The sequence below is a fragment of the Geodermatophilus arenarius genome (assembly GCF_042654585.1).
Lineage (GTDB): Bacteria > Actinomycetota > Actinomycetes > Mycobacteriales > Geodermatophilaceae > Geodermatophilus > Geodermatophilus arenarius.
The window spans coordinates 1-16,572 of record NZ_JBHSGR010000038.1 but is presented as its reverse complement, the minus strand read 5'-3'; the positions used below and the strand labels follow the sequence as shown (position 1 = coordinate 16,572).

The window sequence follows — 16,572 nt, the reverse complement described above, 5'->3', positions numbered from 1 at the left end:
CGACGACCGCCTCCGCGGCGGCCGCGGCCTCGGCGGCGGGCGCCGACGCGGCGGCCGGGTCGTCCGCGGCCTCCCCGGCGGGGGCGGTGCCGGTGGGCGCCAGCGGGCGGACGCGGGTGTCGGCACCCCGCAGGCCGGAGCTGACCTCGGCGAGCAGGTCGGCGAGCTCGACGTCGAGGGCGTCGCAGATGGAGGCGAGCAGCTCGGAGGAGGCCTCCTTCTGCCCGCGCTCCACCTCGGAGAGGTAGCCCAGGCTCACCCGGGCGGCACCGGAGACGTCACGCAGCGTGCGCCGCTGCTGCAGCCGGTGACCGCGCAGGGTCCGCCCGAGCTGGGTGCGCAGCAGCGTCATGGCCGTCTCCTGTCTGGCAGAGGGAAGAGCGGCGGCACCCCCGGGTGCCGTGCGCCCACGGTACGCGGCCCGCCCACCCGGGACCGAGCCGGCGCGGACGCGTCCGCTCATGGCGTAACACCGCAGGCGGGCGCGGCCTTCCCGGCGACTACGCCGCGGTGTCGGTGACCGAGCCGGTGGGCCCGGCGGCACGCCGCGCGGCGGCGGCGCGCACGGCCCGGGCACTGGAGCGGCGCAGGGTGAGCGCCCGGTAGACGTAGTCGAGGCCCGTGACCAGCGTGAGCGCGACCGCGGCCGCCATGACCCACCAGCGGGCGCTGGCCAGCGCCCCGGTCAGCGGCAGGGTGTACAGCCCGATGGCCAGGGCCTGGACGACGGTCTTGGCCTTGCCGCCGCGGCTGGCGGCGATGACGCCGTGCCGGATGACCCAGAACCGCAGCAGGGTCACGCCGACCTCGCGGACGAGGATGGTCAGCGTCACCCACCAGGGCAGCAGCCCGAGCACCGACAGCCCGACCAGCGCGGTCCCGGTGAGCGCCTTATCCGCGATCGGGTCGGCGAGCTTGCCGAACTCGGTCACCTGGCCGGTTCGGCGCGCGATGAGCCCGTCGTAGCGGTCGGTGATGATCGCCAGCGCGAAGAACACCGTCGCCCACACGCGGCGGTCGTCGTCCATGCCGCCGTCGGACAGCAGCAGGACGGCGAACACCGGCACCAGGGCCAACCGGAGGACGGTGAGCGCGTTCGGCAGGTTGACCAGCCTGGCCGACTGCGGCGGGGTCGCCGCCGGGTCCGGCAGGACGGCGCTCACCGCGCGGTCACCGCCCGGCCGGGAGGGCGGCGGGCTCGAGGGCGGCCGCGACCAGGTCGACGCCCTCGGTGCCGACCACCTCGGCCGTGAGCAGCTGCCCGGGCCGGGCGTCGGCGGGGACGCGGGTCACCGTGGTCGTGCCGTCGGCGTCGGGGTCCTGGTGCGCGGCGTGGCCGGCCCAGACGCCCGGCCCCTCCTCCGCGGACAGGTCCTCGGTGAGCAGCACCTCGACGCGCTCGCCGACGCGGTCCTCGGCGCGCTGGGCGGTGAGCTCCTCGACCAGGTCGGTGATCCGCCGGACGCGGGCGTCGATCTCGGCGCGGCCGAGCTTGCCCGGCAGGCCGATCGCCTCGGTGCCCTCCTCGTCGGAGTAGCCGAAGACCCCGACGGCGTCGAGGCGGCCCTCGGTGAGGAAGCGCTCGAGCTCGGCGACGTCGTCCTCGGTCTCCCCCGGGAAGCCGAGGATGACGTTGGTGCGGAACCCGGCCGTGGGCGCCAGCGACCGGGCGCGCTCGATCAGGGCGAGGAAGTCGTCGGTGCCGCCGAACCGGCGCATCCGGCGCAGCAGGCCGGGCGAGGAGTGCTGGAACGACAGGTCGAAGTAGGGCGCGACGCCCTCGGTCGCGGCGATGACCTCGAGCAGGCCCGGGCGCAGCTCGGCGGGCTGCAGGTAGGCCACCCGCACCCGGGCGATCCCCTCGACCGCGGCCAGCTGCGGCAGCAGCCGCTCCAGCGAGCGCAGGTCGCCGAGGTCCTTGCCGTAGGAGGTGGAGTTCTCGCTGACCAGCACCAGCTCGGTCACGCCCTGCTCGGCCAGCCAGCGGGCCTCGCCGAGGACCTCGGCCGGGGGCCGGGAGACGAACGAGCCGCGGAAGGTCGGGATGGCGCAGAAGGCGCACCGCCGGTCGCAGCCGGAGGCGAGCTTGAGCGCGGCGGAGGGGCCGGAGGCCAGCCGGCGGCGCTGCACCCAGCCGTGGCCGGGGATGGCCGGGGCCTCCGCGGAGGCGGCCGCGGCGGTGCGGGCGACCGGGCTGATCGGCAGGAGCGTGCGGCGGTCGCGCGGCGAGTGCGGGACCAGCGGCCGGCCGGCGAGGACGTCGTCGAGCCGGTCGCCGATCGCGGCGTAGTCGTCGAAGCCGAGGACGGTGGCCTCGGGCAGCGCCTCGGCCAGCTCGGAGCCGTAGCGCTCGGCCATGCACCCGACGGCGACCACCTCGGCGCCGCTGTCGGTGGCCGCGAGGACGGCGTCGACCGAGTCCTTCTTCGCCGACTCGATGAACCCGCAGGTGTTGACCAGGACGGCGTCGGCGCCCTCGGGGTCCTCGACCAGTCGGTAGCCGTCGGCGGCCAGGCGGCCGGCCAGCTCCTCCGAGTCGACCTCGTTGCGGGCGCAGCCGAGGGTCACCACCGCCACCGTGCGGGCAGGGCTGGGCGGAGCTGTCACCGGCCCATCGTAGTCGAAGGACCCTCCTGGCCCCCACGGCTCACGGGGACGCCGCGGGCCCCTGCTGGAGGGGCGCCGCACGACGCCTCGGCCGCGGCGCTCACGCCTCGGTGGGCAGGGTCCCGCCACGCAGTGTGAACAGGACCGACTCCAGCTCGTCGGGCTTGACCAGCACGTCGCGGGCCTTGGAGCCCTCGGACGGGCCGACGACGCCCCGGGTCTCCATGAGGTCCATGAGCCGGCCGGCCTTGGCGAAGCCGACCCGCAGCTTGCGCTGCAGCATCGACGTCGAGCCGAACTGGCTCGTGACGACGAGGTCGACCGCCTGGCACAGGAGGTCCAGGTCCCCGCCGATGTCCTCGTCGATCTCCTTCTTCTCGCCCTGCGCGGCGCTGAAGACCTCCTCGCGGTACTCCGGCTCGGCCTGGCGCTTGGTGAACTCGACGACCGCCTCGATCTCGGCGTCGGACACGTAGGCGCCCTGCACGCGGATCGGCTTGCCGGCGCCGATCGGCAGGAACAGGGCGTCGCCCATGCCGATCAGCTTCTCCGCGCCGGGCTGGTCGAGGATGACCCGGCTGTCGGTGAGGCTGGAGGTGGAGAACGCCAGCCGCGAGGGCACGTTGGCCTTGATGAGGCCGGTGACGACGTCGACGGAGGGCCGCTGGGTGGCGAGCAGGAGGTGGATGCCGGCCGCGCGCGCCTTCTGGGTGATGCGGACGATCGACTCCTCGACGTCGCGCGGGGCGACCATCATGAGGTCGGCGAGCTCGTCGACGATCGCGAGGATGTAGGGGTAGGGCCGGTAGACCCGCTCGCTGCCGGGCGGCGCCACGATCTCGCCGCGCTCGACCTTGCGGTTGAAGTCGTCGATGTGCCGGACGCCGGACGCCCGCATGTCCTGGTAGCGCTGCTCCATCTCCTCGACCAGCCAGGCCAGCGCGGTGGCCGCCTTCTTCGGGTCGGTGATGATCGGCGTGATTAGGTGCGGGATGCCGTCGTAGGGCGTGAGCTCGACCATCTTCGGGTCGACCAGGATCATCCGCAGCTGGTCGGGCGTGGCCCGCAGCAGCAGCGACACCAGCACCGAGTTGACGCAGCTGGACTTGCCGGAGCCGGTGGCGCCGGCGACCAGCAGGTGCGGCATCTTCGCGAGGTTGGCGCAGACGAAGCCGCCCTCGATGTCCTTGCCCAGGCCCACGAGCATCGGGTGCGGGTCCTGCTTGGCCACGTTCGAGCGCATGACGTCGCCGAGGCTGACGGTCTCGCGGTCGGTGTTGGGCACCTCGACGCCGACCGCGGACTTGCCCGGGATCGGGGCGAGGATGCGGATGTTGTCGTTGGCGACCGCGTACGCGAGGTTCTTGGTCAGCGCGGTGATCTTCTCGACCTTGACCGCGGGGCCGAGCTCGATCTCGTAGCGGGTGACCGTCGGGCCGCGGGTGAAGCTGGTGACGGCGGCGTCGACGTTGAACTGCTCGAGGACGCCGGTGATCGCCTCGATGGCGGCGTCGTTGGCCTGGGAACGGGCCCGCGGCGGCGTGCCCGGGCGCAGCGAGTTGATCGAGGGCAGCACGTAGTCGCCCTCGACCGGCTCGATGACCAGCTGCTGGGGCTCCTCGACCGGCGGGAGCTCCTCCGGCGGCGCCGTCCGGTCGACGACGGCGGGCCGCCGGCCCGCGGCGGGCGCCGGCTCGGGGGCGGGCTCGTGCCGGACGGCCTCCCGCACGTCCGCGGTCGGCACGTGGTCGATCGGGCCCGTGGTGGTGAGGTCGGGCGAGTCGCCCTCGGCGAGCGCCTCGGCCAGCGCCGCGCGCTTGGAGCGGCGCGGCTTGACCGGCTCGGCCGGCTCCTCCTCGGCCCAGTCCTCGTCGTAGCCGTCCTCGTCCCACTCCTCGTCACCGCCCCGGCCGACGAGCTCGCGCAGCCGCTCGGGCACCTGGTGCAGGGGGGTCCCGGTGAGCACCAGGAGCGCGAAGACGGCGAGCAGGGAGAGCAGGACGACGGCGACGACGGCGCCGAGCCCCGCGGTCAGCGGCGTCCCGACCGCCCAGCCGACCAGGCCGCCCGAGCCGGGCTCGCCGGCCATCGGGTCGGCGGGGGTGCCGACGACGGACGCGATGCCGAGCACCGCGAGCGTGGCGCACACCCAGCCGATGGCCAGCCGGCCGCGGGCCTCCGGACGCGGGGCGCGGCGCAGCAGCCGCAGCGCGACGAGGAACAGCAGCGCCGGCAGCACCACGAGCAGGGAGCCGACGATCCAGCGGACGCCGTCGGCGAGGCCGGCGCCCACGGGGCCGATGCCGTCGAACCACGCGGCGGCGCCGAGGACGACGGCGAGCCCGAGGACGGCGAGGCCGGCCCCGTCGCGGCGGTGCTCGGGGGCCAGCGGCTCGGCCTCCTCCGGGCGGGCGATCGAGCGGGCCAGCCCACCGGCACCGCGGGCGAGCAGGGACCAGGCACCCGCGGCCGCCCGGAACGCGCCCGCCGCCGCGCCCGGCCCCTGCTTGGGGGCGGGTCTGCGGGCGGGCGGCTTGCGGTTGCCGTTGCGGGCGGGCGTGCGCGAGGCCGGCCGCTTGCCGGAGGCCGTCGACCCGGACCGGCCCTTCGGGGCCGAGCCGGCCGGCCGGCGCGAGGGCGTGGTGCGGGCAGGCATGTGTCGACGGTAGCCGCCGGCCGGCGTCCTCCCAGGAAGGCGCGTGCTCGTGTCCCCGGCCTACGGTCGCTGCATGCCGACCTCCTCCCCCGTGCCGTACGGCAGCTGGCCGACCCCGATCACCTCGGCACTCGTCGTCCGCGCGGCGGCGCGCCTCGGCGAGGTCGCCGTCGACGGCGGCGACGTCTGGTGGTCCGAGTCACGCCCCGGCGAGGGCGGCCGGTCGGCGCTGGTCCGGCGCTCGGCCGACGGCACCACGACCGACGCCCTCCCCTCCCCCTGGAACGCCCGCACCCGGGTGCACGAGTACGGCGGGGCGGCGTGGACGGTCGCGGGCGGCACGCTGTGGTTCACCTACTTCGACGACCAGCGGCTGTACCGGCTGTCCCCCGGCGACGACGGCCCGGTCGCCGTCACGCCCGAGCCGGACCTGCCGGCCGGGGTGCGGTACGCCGACCTGACCCCGGACGCCGGCGGTGCGCTGCTCGCCGTCCGCGAGACGCACGCCGCCTCCGGCGCCGCGGCCGACGTCGTCGACGAGGTGGTGCGGCTGGCGCCGGACGGCACCGCCGAGGTGCTGGTCAGCGGGCCGGACTTCGTCTCCGACCCCCGGCCCGGCCCGGGCGGGCAGCTGGCCTGGCTGCAGTGGGACCACCCGGACATGCCCTGGGACGCCGCGCAGCTGGTCGTCCGCGCCGCCGACGGCACCGAGACCGTGGTCGCGGGCGGCCCGGGCGAGTCGGCGGTGCAGCCCACCTGGGCCGACGACGGCACCCTCTGGTTCTGCTGCGACCGGACCGACGTGTGGTCGCTGTGGCGGTGGCGGCCGGGCGGCGGGGCGGAGCTGGTCCTCGACACCGGCACCGAGATCGCCGGGCCGCAGTGGGTCTTCGGCGCCCGCCGGTTCGTCCTGCTGCCCGGCGGCCGGGTGGTCGCCGCGGCCGGCGGCGAGGGCGGGGACCGGCTGGTCGTCGTCGAGGCCGACGGGACCACGCGGGAGGTGCCGCTGCCCGGGTGGACCGCCCTGCGGTACCTCACCGCGCACGGCGACGGCGTCGTATGCGTGGCCGGCAGCCCGGCGAGCGAGCCGGTCGTGCTGCGCGCGGACCTCTCCGGGCGCGGCGAGGTCCTGCGCCCGGCGCGCGACCTCGGGCTGGACCCGGCGTGGTTCTCCGCGCCGCAGCACCTGACCTTCCCGACCGAGGAGCGCGGCACCGGCATCGCCGAGGCGCACGCCGCGGTCTACCCGCCGGCGAACCCGGAGGCCCGCGCGCCCGAGGGGGACCTGCCGCCGCTGATCGTGATGGTGCACGGCGGGCCGACGTCGGCCCACCCGCGCGTGCTGGACCTGGAGATCCAGTACTTCACCTCGCGCGGCTTCTGCGTCGCGCACGTCGACTACCGCGGCTCCACCGGCTACGGCCGCCGCTACCGCGACGCGCTGCAGGGCCGGTGGGGCGTCGTCGACCTCGACGACGTCGTCGCCTGCGCGCAGCACCTCGCCGACGCCGGCCGGGTGGACCCCGCCCGCATGGCCATCCGCGGCGGCTCGGCCGGCGGCTACACGACGCTGGCCGCGCTCACCCTGCGGCCGGGCGTCTTCACCGCCGGCGCCAGCCACTTCGGCGTGGCCGACCTGGGCGCCCTGGCCTCGGACACCCACAAGTTCGAGTCCCGCTACCTCGACGGGCTGGTCGCGCCGTGGCCCGAGGGCGCCGACGTGTACGCCGAGCGCTCACCCATCACGCAGGTCGACGCGCTGGACACCCCGCTGGCGGTGTTCCAGGGCGCCGAGGACCGCGTCGTCCCGCCGGAGCAGGCCGAGGTGATGGTCGCGGCGCTGCGGGAGAAGGGCGTGCCGCACGCCTACCTGCTGTTCGACGGCGAGCAGCACGGCTTCCGGCGTGCGGAGAACATCCGCGCCGCCCTCGACGGGGAGCTGTCCTTCTACGCGCAGGTCTGGGGCTTCACGCTGCCGGAGGAGGGGATCGCGCCGGTGACCGTCGTCCGGTGAACCGCCGCGGCCCGGCGTGCGTACGTCCTCGGGACGGGGGACCCGGGAGGAGGCGCGGATGGCCAGGCGGGCACCGGCGGCACCGCTGGACGTGCGGGCGGCCTACGCCGCCCACGGCGCCGAGCTCTACCGCTTCGCGCTGCGCCAGCTCGGCGACGGCGGCGCGGCGCAGGACGTCGTCCAGGAGGTGTTCCTCCGCGCCTGGCGCGCCTCCGGCTCGTTCGACCCGCAGCTGGCGAGCCTGCGCACGTGGCTGTTCGCCATCGCCCGCAACGTGGTGGTCGACGAGGCCCGCCGGTTCGCCGTCCGGCCGTGGCAGCGGCAGCTGACCGACGACGCGGCGTCCGACGCGCCGCCCGTGGCTGCCGCCGACGAGGCGCTGGTGGACGCCTGGGTGGTCGAGGAGGCGCTGCGCCGGATCAGCGAGGAGCACCGGACGGCGATCGTGCAGACGCACCTGCGCGGCCGGCCGCACGCAGAGGTGGCCGCTGAGCTCGGCGTGCCGGTCGGGACGGTCCGCAGCCGGGTGTTCTACGGGCTCAAGGCCTTGCGCCTGGCCCTCGACGAGATGGGGGTCGAGCCGTGAGCGGTCCGCGCGGGGACGAGCACCGGGAGCTGCGCGAGCTGCTCGGCGCCTACGCGCTGGGTGCCCTCGGGCCGGCCGAGCGTGACCGCGTGCGCGCCCACCTCGACGGATGTCCCGGCTGCCGCGCCGAGCTCGCCGAGATCGCGCCGCTGGCCGCGCGGCTGGCCCGCGTCGACCCCGACGCGCTCGACGCCACCCCCACTCCCCCGCCGGACCTCGGCGCCCGCGTGCTCGGCCGGATCGCCGAGGAGGAACGGCGGCGGGTGCTCCCGCTGCGGCGGGCGGGGACGCGCCGACGGGTGCTGGCGGCCACGGCGGTGGCCGGGGTGGCCGCGGCCGGTGGCGCCGTCGGCTGGCTGGTGCGGCCGGTGCCCGACCCGCCCCCGCTCGAGCCGGTCGCGGTCCAGGCCGTGGCTCCCGGCGTGCAGGCGCGCGCGGACCTGGTGCCGCACACCTGGGGCGTGGAGGTGAAGCTGACCGGTACCGGGTTCGAGGACGGCGAGGTCTACCGCGTCGCGGTCACCGACGACGCCGGGCGCGAGGTGCCCGCAGGGGAGTTCCTCGGCGTCGGCGGAGTCGAGCTGCGCTGCAACCTCAACTCCTCGGTGCTGCGCGCCGACGCCGTCGGCTTCGAGGTGGTCGACGCCGACGGCGACGTGGTGGTCCGCTCCGACTTCTGAGGGAGAGGGGGCGCCGACCCCCGTGCCCGACGCCCCCTCCCCGGATCAGGCCTCGCCGGGGACGGTGCGCCCGTCGACGGTGAAGCCGGTGCCGGCGCCGTCCTGGAACACGTCCGGGCCGGTGGGCGCGGTGTTGGCGCGGATGGTCGTGTGGGTGACGGTCATGGTCCCGGCCGCGGAGTTCCACAGCCCCCCGCCCTCGGTCGCGGCGGTGTTGCCGGTGACCGTGCCGCGGTCCACGCGGACGGTGCCGGCGCCGGTCAGGTGCAGGCCGCCGCCGTTGCCCGGGCCCGCGCCCGTGGTGTTGCCGGTGAGCTCGGTCCGCTCCAGTGTCGTGGTACCGGTGTCGGCCTCGACGCCGCCGCCGGCCCGACGCGCGCTGTTGCCCGCGACCACCGAGCGGGTGACGGTCAGCGTGCCGCTGTCGTTGAGCAGCCCGCCACCGGAGCCCGAGGCGCCGTCGGCGACGTTGCCGCGGACCTCGGTGCGGTCGACCGTCAGCGACCCACCGTCGTTGAACAACCCGCCGCCGCCGTTGTCGGCCGCTGGGCCGGCGGCGCGGTTGCCGGTGACGGTGCTGCGCTCGACCGTCATGGTCCCGGCCGCGGAGTTCCACAACCCGCCGCCCTCCGCCGCGGCGGTGTTGCCGGTGACCGTGCTGCGGTCGACGTGCACGGTGCCGGCGCCGGTCAGGTGCAGGCCGCCGCCGTTGCCCGGGCCCGCGCCCGTGGTGTTGTGCGACAGCGTCGAGCGGGTGACGGTCGTCGCCGACCCGGCGACCGCCTCGATGCCGCCGCCGGCGCGGGCGGCGGTGTTGCCGGTGACGGTGCTGCGGTCGAGGACGAGGGTCCCGGCGTTGAGGACGCCGCCGCCGGAGGCGCCGCCGGTGGCGCCCGGCGCGCCGGGGGCCACGCCGCCGGTGACGGTGGTGCCCCGCAGCGTCAGCGAGCCGCCGGGCCGGACGTCGAACACCCGGTCCAGGCCGGCTGCGTCGACGGTGGCACCGCGCCCCTCGACGACGAGCCGGCCGGTGACGTCGAGGTCGCCGGCGGCCGCGGTGTCGTCCTGGCCGGACAGCGCGAGGCGGTACGTGCGGTCGGACAGCACGATCGTGCCCGAGCCGGCGGCGTTGGCCGCCTGCACCGCGGCGCGCAGGGAGCCGGGGCTCCCGTCGGCGGTGGTCGTGACGCCGCTCCCGCCGGAGGAGCCCGGGCCGCCGGCCGCGGCCGGGGTCGCGGTGAGCAGCAGCAGGGCGAACGCCGACGCGCCGGCCGCGGTGCCGGCGCGCAGGGTCGTGGGTCGCATGGCAGTCCCCTCGGTCCGCGGCGCCCGCCAGCCGGGCGCCGCTCACGAGGGGGTACGGCCGCGGCCGCCGCCCCGTTCAGACCGCCGGGATCACACCTCGAGGACGGTCGGGATGATCATCGGGCGGCGGCGGTGGGTGTCGGACACCCACTTGCCGACCGTCCGGCGGATCGTCTGCGACAGCCGGTGGGCGTCGCGCTGACCGTCGGCGAGGTCCCGCTTGAGGTTGTCCTCGACCAGGTGCAGCACCTCGTCGAAGGCACTCGGGTCGTCGGAGAAGCCGCGGGTGGACAGGTGCACCGGCCGGACGATCGTGCCCGTCGAGGGCTCGATCACCACGGTGAGCGCCACGAAGCCCTCGTCGCCGAGGATGCGCCGCTCCTGCAGCGACTCCTCGCCGACGTCGCCCACGTTGAGCCCGTCGACGTAGACGTTGCCCACCGGCACCGACCCGGTGATCGAGGCCTTGCCGTCGACCAGGTCCACCACCACGCCGTCCTCGGCGAGGATGACCCGGTCGGTGGTCATGCCGGTCTCCTCGGCCAGCGCGGCGTGCGCCCGCAGGTGCCGCCACTCCCCGTGCACCGGCATGAGGTAGCGCGGCTTGGCGACGTTGAGCAGCGTCCGCAGCTCGCCGGCGGGGGCGTGCCCGGAGACGTGCACGCGGGCGGTCTCCTTGTGCACGACGGTGGCGCCGAGCCGAGCCAGCCCGTTGATGACCTTGTAGACGGCGGTCTCGTTGCCGGGCACCAGCGAGGAGGCGAGCACGATGGTGTCGCCGGCCTCGATGGTGACCTGGTGGTGCTCGCCGCGGGCCATGCGCCCGAGCGCGGACAGCGGCTCGCCCTGCGAGCCGGTGCTGATGAGCACCACCTGCTCCGGCGGCATGCTCGTCGCCTCGTCCAGGCTCACCATCAGCCCCGGCGCGACCCGCAGCAGGCCGAGGTCCCGGGCGACGCCCATGTTGCGGACCATCGAGCGGCCGACCAGGGCGACCTTGCGGCCGTGCATCTCGGCGGCGTCGAGCACCTGCTGGATGCGGTGCACGTGGCTGGCGAAGCTGGAGACGATCAGCCGCTGGGTGGCGCGGCGGAAGACGTCCTCGAGCACCGGCCCGATCGACCGCTCGGAGGTGACGAACCCGGGGATCTCGGCGTTGGTGGAGTCGGCCAGCAGCAGGTCGATGCCCTCGAGGCCCAGCCGAGCGAAGGCGCCGAGGTCGGTGAGGACGCCGTCGAGCGGGAGCTGGTCCATCTTGAAGTCGCCGGTGTGCACCAGCACGCCCGCGGGCGTGTGCACGGCGACGGCCAGCGCGTCGGGGATCGAGTGGTTGACCGCGATGAACTCGCAGTGGAACGGCCCGGCGACGTGGTCGTCGCCCGCCGCGACCTCGACCAGCGTCGGCACCAGCCGGTGCTCACGCAGCTTGGCCGCCACCAGGGCGAGGGTGAACCGCGAGCCGACCAGCGGGATGTCCCCGCGCAGCCGCAGCAGGTAGGGGATCGCGCCGATGTGGTCCTCGTGCCCGTGGGTGAGGACGACGGCGACGACGTCGTCGAGGCGGTGCTCGATGACCCCGAAGTCGGGGAGGATCAGGTCGACGCCGGGCTGCTCCGCCTCGGGGAAGAGCACCCCGCAGTCGATGACCAGCAGCTTCCCGTCGAACTCGACCACGGCCATGTTGCGGCCGATCTCGCCGAGCCCGCCCAGCGCGATGACCCGCAGGCCGCCGGCGGGCAGCGGGGGCGGCGTCTTGAGGTCCAGGTGCGGCTGACCGGCGGTGCCGGCGGTGCTCACGGTCACGGGGTGGCGCTCACAGGGCTCACAGGGGGATGCCTCCGTCGGCGAGGTCGGCGCGCAGCTGCGCGATCTGCTCGGGCGTGGCGTCGACGAGCGGGGGGCGCACGGGGCCGGCGGGCAGCCCCAGCTCGCGCAGCGCCGCCTTCACCATGATGACGCCCTGGGTGCGGAAGATGCCGGTGTACAGCGGCAGCAGGGTCTCGTTGACCTCGCGCGCCTTGGCCAGGTCGCCGGACTCCACCGCGGCGATGAGCTCGGCGAGCCGGGGGCCGGCCAGGTGGCCGACCACGCTCACCACGCCGACGGCGCCGAGGGCCAGCATCGGCAGGTTGACCATGTCCTCGCCGCAGTAGTAGGCGAGGTCGGTGCGGGCCAGCGTCCAGGCGAGCGCGCCGAAGTCGCCCTTGGCGTCCTTCACCGCGACGATGCGCGGGTGCTCGGCGGCGCGGACCAGCGTCTCCACCTCGATCGGCACGACCGAGCGGGGCGGGATGTCGTAGAGCATCACCGGCAGGTCGGTGGAGTCGGCGACCGCGGTGAAGTGGCGCAGCAGCCCGGCCTGCGGCGGCTTGTTGTAGTACGGGGTGACGACGAGCAGGCCGTCCGCCCCCAGCCGCTCGGCCCGGCGCGCGTTCTCGATGGTGTGCGCGGTGTCGTTGGTGCCCACGCCCGCGACCACGGAGGCGCGGTCGCCCACCGCGTCGATGACCGCCTCGAGGACGGCGTGCTGCTCGCCGTCGCTGAGCGTGGGAGCCTCCCCGGTGGTGCCGAGGACGACGAGGCCGTCGTGGGCCTGCCGGTCGACCAGGTGCGCGGCCAGCTCCTGGGCCCCGGCGAGGTCGATCGAGCCGTCCTCCGCGAGCGGGGTGACCATCGCCGTGACGACGCGTCCGAACGGCCGGGCGGGGTCGGTGGTCATGCGGAGGAATCTACCGACCGGCCGCGGGCGTCCCGGTCCCGGCAGCGTCCCGGCGGAACTCGGAGACGGCGTACCGCAGGCCCGTCGCCGAGGTGGCCCACCCCTCCTCCGGCGTGCGGGACACCCGCCGCCAGCCGTCGTCGAGGACGGGGGCGCGGGTGTCGCCGTCGACGGCCAGGTCGACGTCCGTGACGACCAGCCGGTGCGCGTGCGGGAGGAACGCCGCGTAGACGGCCGCGCCGCCGATCACCCAGCAGTCCGGGTGCGCGGCCAGCACGCCGGCGACCGAGCCGGCCCGCTGCGCGCCGTCGGCGGTCCAGTCCGGGTCGGTGGTGAGGACGACGTTGACCCGGCCCGGCAGCGGCCGGGTGCGCGCGGGCAGCGACTCCCAGGTGCGCCGCCCCATGACGACGGTGCCGCCGCCGGTCAGGCGCTTGAACAGCCGCAGGTCCTCGGGCAGGTGCCAGGGCAGGGTGCCACCGGCGCCGATGACCCGGCCGTGGGCCTGCGCCCAGATGCAGGCTATGCCCATCGGCGCCGAGTCCTGCGCACGGTCACACAGCCACGGCGGCGCGGATGGCCGGGTGCGGGTCGTAGCCGTGCAGGGTGAACGACTCGAAGGTGTGCTCGAACAGCGACGGCGCCGGGGCGATCTCCAGCGTCGGGAACGGCCGTGCCTCGCGGGAGAGCTGCTCGCGGACCTGCTCGACGTGGTTGCTGTAGACGTGGCAGTCGCCGCCGACCCAGATGAACTCGCCCGGCTCCAGCCCGACCTGCGCGGCGACCATGCGGGTCAGCAGCGCGTAGCTGGCGATGTTGAACGGGACGCCGAGGAACATGTCGGCGCTGCGCTGGTAGAGCTGGCAGGACAGCCGGCCGTCGTGGACGGCGAACTGGAACAGCGCGTGGCAGGGGGCCAGCGCCATCTCCGGCAGCGCGGCGACGTTCCACGCCGACACGACCATGCGCCGGGAGTCGGGGTCCTTGCGGAGCGTGTCGAGGACGCCCTGGATCTGGTCGACCGTGCCGCCGTCGGGGGTGGGCCAGGAGCGCCACTGGACGCCGTAGACCGGACCGAGGTCGCCGTTCGCGTCGGCCCACTCGTCCCAGATGGTGACGCCGTGCTCCTGCAGCCAGCGGACGTTGCCGTCGCCGCGCAGGAACCACAGCAGCTCGACCGCCACCGAGCGGAAGTGCACCTTCTTCGTCGTGACGAGCGGGAACGCCGTCGACAGGTCGTAGCGCAGCCGCTCGCCGAAGGTGCTGACCGTGCCGGTCCCGGTGCGGTCGGACTTCGGCGTGCCGGTCTCGAGGATCCGCCACAGGAGGTCCTCGTACTGCGTGTCCACCGGTCCGTTGCTCACCACGGGCGTCGAGCCTAGGCGACCACGGGGCGCGGGGCGGGCAGCGCGGCGGTGAGGTCGGCAGCGAGGTCCCCGCGGTCGGCCACGGCGACGTCGTCGAGCTCCAGCCAGTCCGCCATCAGCCGCAGCTCCTCGGCCAGCGCGGCGGCGACCTCCGCGCGGTCGACGCCGTCCTCGGCGTGGGTGGCCTGCGCCCGCAGCACGCCGGCCTGGCGGTCGGCCTTGAGGTCGACCCGCGCCACCAGGCGGTCGCCGAGCAGGAAAGGCAGGACGTAGTAGCCGTGCACCCGCTGCGCGGCGGGCGTGTAGATCTCCAGCCGGTAGCGGAAGCCGAAGATGCGCTCGACCCGCGGCCGCTCCCACACCAGCGAGTCGAACGGCGACAGCAGCGCGCGGGCGCGGATCCACCGCGGCCGGCGGGCGGCCGGGTCCAGCCAGGCGGGCGCGCCCCACCCGGCCACCTCGACCGGCAGCAGCTCCCCCGCGTCGGCGAGCTCGGCGATCGCCTGCCGCGCCTGCGCCGGCTTCAGCCGGAAGTAGTCGCGCAGGTCCCGCTCGGTGGCCACACCGAGCGCGCGGGCGGCGTTGCGCACCAGCTCGCGGACGGCGTCGGCGGGGTCCGGCGTCGGCGTCTGCAGGACGGCGGCGGGCAGGACCCGCTCGGTGAGGTCGTAGACCCGCTCGAACGACGTCGTGCGCGCCCGCGCCGTGAGCACGCCGGTGTAGAAGAGCCACTCGAGGGCGACCTTGCCGGCGTGCCAGTTCCACATCTGCCCGGGCCGGTCCGGGCGGGGCTCGTCGAGGTCGCTGGCCTTGGTGGGACCGCCCTCCCGCACCCGGTCGAGCACCTCGGCCACGTAGCCGGGCCGCTCGCGCTGGATGCGCACCATCGAGCCCCAGGCGTGCTCCTCGGCGGCGGCCATGCGCCAGCGCAGGTAGGGGTGCAGCCGGACCGGGAGGAAGGACGCCTCGTGCGCCCAGAACTCGAACAGCTCGTGCCGGCGGGCGGTGAAGTCGTCGAGGACCGCCCGGCGGTAGGCGCCCAGCCGGCTGAACGCCGGCAGGTAGTGCGACCGGGACAGCACGTTGACCGAGTCGATCTGCACGACGCCGAGCCGGTCGACCATCCGCCGCAACTGCCGGCTGTCGACCACCCCGGTGGGACGCGGGTCGGCGAAGCCCTGCGCGGCCAGCGCGATGCGCCGGGCGAGGGCGGCGGGCAGCCGGTCGGCGACGGAGGCGGGCACGCCGCCGATCCTGCCGTGCACCGGTGACGGTCCGCCGCCGCGCTCCCCCGACCTAGGCTGCCCGGCGTGGACCCCCGCCCGGCCTTCCCGCGCCTGACCGGCACCGCGGACGTGTCCGTGCGCCCCGCCGTCGCCGCGGACGCCGCCGAGGTGGCGCGCGTGCAGGGCGACACCTGGCGCACCGCCTACGCCGACGTCCTGCCCCCTGCCGCGCTCGAGGGCTGGGACGCCGCGGCCGCCGAGGCGGCCTGGCGCGCGGCGATCACCGCCCCGCCCACCGCGGCGCACGGGGTGCTGGTCGCCCTCGACGACGGCCGGGTGGTCGGGTTCGCCGCGTTCGGTCCCGCCGAACTGTCCGACGGCGAGCAGCCGCACCCGGCCGGTCCGACGACCGAGCTCGCGGTCCTCCTGGTGGAGCCGCGGTGGGGACGGCGTGGGCACGGGAGCCGGCTGCTCGCCGCGGTGGCCGACCTGGCCGCCGGCACCGGTGCGGCGCGGCTGACCGCCTGGGTGCCCGAGGCCGACCGGGTCACGGCCGGCTTCCTCGAGTCGGCCGGGTGGGACCGGGACGGCCGGGCGCGCACCCTCGACGCCGCCGGGGTCCCGCTGCGCGAGGTCCGCTGGCACACCCTCCTGGGAGGAGACGCATGACGTTCCAGGGCTTCCCCGACGAGGGCCTGGTGTTCTACGAGGGCCTGGAGGCGGACAACTCCAAGACCTACTGGACGCGGCACCGCGCCGTGTACGACGCCTGTGTCAAGGCGCCCATGCAGGCCCTCGTCGACGAGTTGGCCGCCGAGTTCGGCCCGGCGAAGCTCTTCCGCCCCTACCGGGACGTCCGCTTCAGCAACGACAAGACGCCGTACAAGACGCACCAGGGCGCCGTCGCCAACCCGGAGGGCCGCGGCGCGAGTGCCTGGTACGTCGAGATCTCCGCCGAGGGCCTGCGGGTGGCCGGCGGCGCCTGGCGGCTGGAGTCCGACCAGGTCGAGCGCTACCGCCGCGCCGTCGCGGACGACGTCCAGGGCCCGCGGCTCCGGGACGAGGTGGGTCGCCTGGCCGCCGCTGGCTGGTCCGTCGACGGCGACCGGCTCACCCGGGTGCCCAGGGGCTACGACCTGGGCGACGACGCCCGCGGGGACCTGCTGCGGCACCGGTCCCTGCACGCCGGCCGGCTCTTCGACTTCGCCGAGTGGCTGCACGGGCGTGAGGCCCTCGAGCAGGTCCGCACCGCCTGGCGGGACCTGGTGGCTCTCAACGCCTGGCTGGCGGACAACGTCGGCGCGACGACGAAGGAGATCCGTCGGCGCTGATCGGCCGTCCGTTGCCGTTCTGACGAAATGCCGGAAGGGCCCCGCACCGTGGTGGTGGGGGGCCCTTCCTGTGAATGGTTG

The 16,572-nt window shown here is 75.8% G+C and carries 15 protein-coding genes; 5 read left to right on the top strand and 10 right to left on the bottom strand.

Features of this window, described 5'->3' with window-relative positions; all coding sequences use genetic code 11:
* The 4 genes from ACFO3M_RS22260 to ACFO3M_RS22245 form a co-directional block, all read right to left on the bottom strand.
* On the bottom strand, positions 1–352 hold a 352-nt coding region (locus ACFO3M_RS22260; RefSeq protein WP_387994276.1), incomplete at its 3' end, for a helix-turn-helix domain-containing protein.
* A 148-nt stretch (positions 353–500) separates the two neighbouring features.
* A complete protein-coding gene (gene pgsA, locus ACFO3M_RS22255) occupies positions 501–1,163 on the bottom strand; it encodes a CDP-diacylglycerol--glycerol-3-phosphate 3-phosphatidyltransferase (RefSeq protein WP_387994273.1) in 663 nt (220 codons plus the stop codon).
* A gap of 7 nt (positions 1,164–1,170) precedes the next feature.
* Complete coding sequence (gene rimO / locus ACFO3M_RS22250) at positions 1,171–2,607, bottom strand: 30S ribosomal protein S12 methylthiotransferase RimO (protein WP_387994270.1); 1,437 nt, start codon at positions 2,605–2,607, stop codon at positions 1,171–1,173.
* A 100-nt stretch (positions 2,608–2,707) separates the two neighbouring features.
* The gene (locus ACFO3M_RS22245) at positions 2,708–5,263 is read right to left on the bottom strand and encodes a DNA translocase FtsK (RefSeq protein ID WP_387994267.1); all 2,556 of its coding nucleotides are present in this window, start codon (positions 5,261–5,263) and stop codon (positions 2,708–2,710) included.
* Positions 5,264–5,336: 73 nt separating this feature from the next.
* Here ACFO3M_RS22245 and ACFO3M_RS22240 point away from each other — a divergent pair, with 73 nt between their 5' ends.
* The 3 genes from ACFO3M_RS22240 to ACFO3M_RS22230 are packed head-to-tail and all read left to right on the top strand — an operon-like array spanning position 5,337 to position 8,543.
* A complete protein-coding gene (locus ACFO3M_RS22240) occupies positions 5,337–7,277 on the top strand; it encodes a S9 family peptidase (protein WP_387994265.1) in 1,941 nt (646 codons plus the stop codon).
* Between the two features lie 58 nt (positions 7,278–7,335).
* Positions 7,336–7,863, top strand: a complete 528-nt coding sequence (locus ACFO3M_RS22235) for a sigma-70 family RNA polymerase sigma factor (protein ID WP_387994262.1) — start codon at positions 7,336–7,338, stop codon at positions 7,861–7,863.
* Positions 7,860–8,543, top strand: coding sequence for a zf-HC2 domain-containing protein (locus ACFO3M_RS22230; protein WP_387994259.1), 684 nt, complete (start codon positions 7,860–7,862; stop codon positions 8,541–8,543). The genes ACFO3M_RS22235 and ACFO3M_RS22230 overlap by 4 nt, the downstream gene beginning before the upstream one ends.
* A 45-nt stretch (positions 8,544–8,588) precedes the next feature.
* On the opposite strand, the gene ACFO3M_RS22225 is transcribed toward ACFO3M_RS22230, so the two are convergent.
* The 6 genes from ACFO3M_RS22225 to ACFO3M_RS22200 form a co-directional block, all read right to left on the bottom strand.
* Positions 8,589–9,848, bottom strand: coding sequence for a right-handed parallel beta-helix repeat-containing protein (locus ACFO3M_RS22225; protein ID WP_387994256.1), 1,260 nt, complete (start codon positions 9,846–9,848; stop codon positions 8,589–8,591).
* Between the two features lie 90 nt (positions 9,849–9,938).
* On the bottom strand, positions 9,939–11,645 hold the full coding sequence (locus ACFO3M_RS22220; protein ID WP_387994253.1) for a ribonuclease J: 1,707 nt from the start codon (positions 11,643–11,645) through the stop codon (positions 9,939–9,941).
* A gap of 25 nt (positions 11,646–11,670) precedes the next feature.
* A complete protein-coding gene (gene dapA, locus ACFO3M_RS22215) occupies positions 11,671–12,567 on the bottom strand; it encodes a 4-hydroxy-tetrahydrodipicolinate synthase (RefSeq protein ID WP_387994250.1) in 897 nt (298 codons plus the stop codon).
* Between the two features lie 10 nt (positions 12,568–12,577).
* Entirely contained in the window at positions 12,578–13,099 is a 522-nt protein-coding gene (locus ACFO3M_RS22210; RefSeq protein WP_387994247.1) for a dihydrofolate reductase, read from the bottom strand.
* A 22-nt stretch (positions 13,100–13,121) separates the two neighbouring features.
* Entirely contained in the window at positions 13,122–13,934 is an 813-nt protein-coding gene (locus tag ACFO3M_RS22205; RefSeq protein WP_458168515.1) for a thymidylate synthase, read from the bottom strand.
* An 11-nt stretch (positions 13,935–13,945) separates the two neighbouring features.
* Complete coding sequence (locus ACFO3M_RS22200; protein WP_387994244.1) at positions 13,946–15,178, bottom strand: winged helix-turn-helix domain-containing protein; 1,233 nt, start codon at positions 15,176–15,178, stop codon at positions 13,946–13,948.
* Between the two features lie 66 nt (positions 15,179–15,244).
* On the opposite strand from ACFO3M_RS22200, the gene ACFO3M_RS22195 reads away from it, so the two are divergent.
* Together ACFO3M_RS22195 and ACFO3M_RS22190 are read left to right on the top strand one after the other, a co-directional pair.
* Complete coding sequence (locus ACFO3M_RS22195) at positions 15,245–15,829, top strand: GNAT family N-acetyltransferase (protein WP_387994241.1); 585 nt, start codon at positions 15,245–15,247, stop codon at positions 15,827–15,829.
* Positions 15,826–16,491 (top strand): DUF2461 domain-containing protein, encoded by a 666-nt coding sequence (locus tag ACFO3M_RS22190; RefSeq protein WP_387994237.1) that lies wholly within the window; start codon positions 15,826–15,828, stop codon positions 16,489–16,491. Before ACFO3M_RS22195 ends, ACFO3M_RS22190 begins: the two co-directional genes overlap by 4 nt.
* Positions 16,492–16,572: the final 81 nt, after the last annotated feature.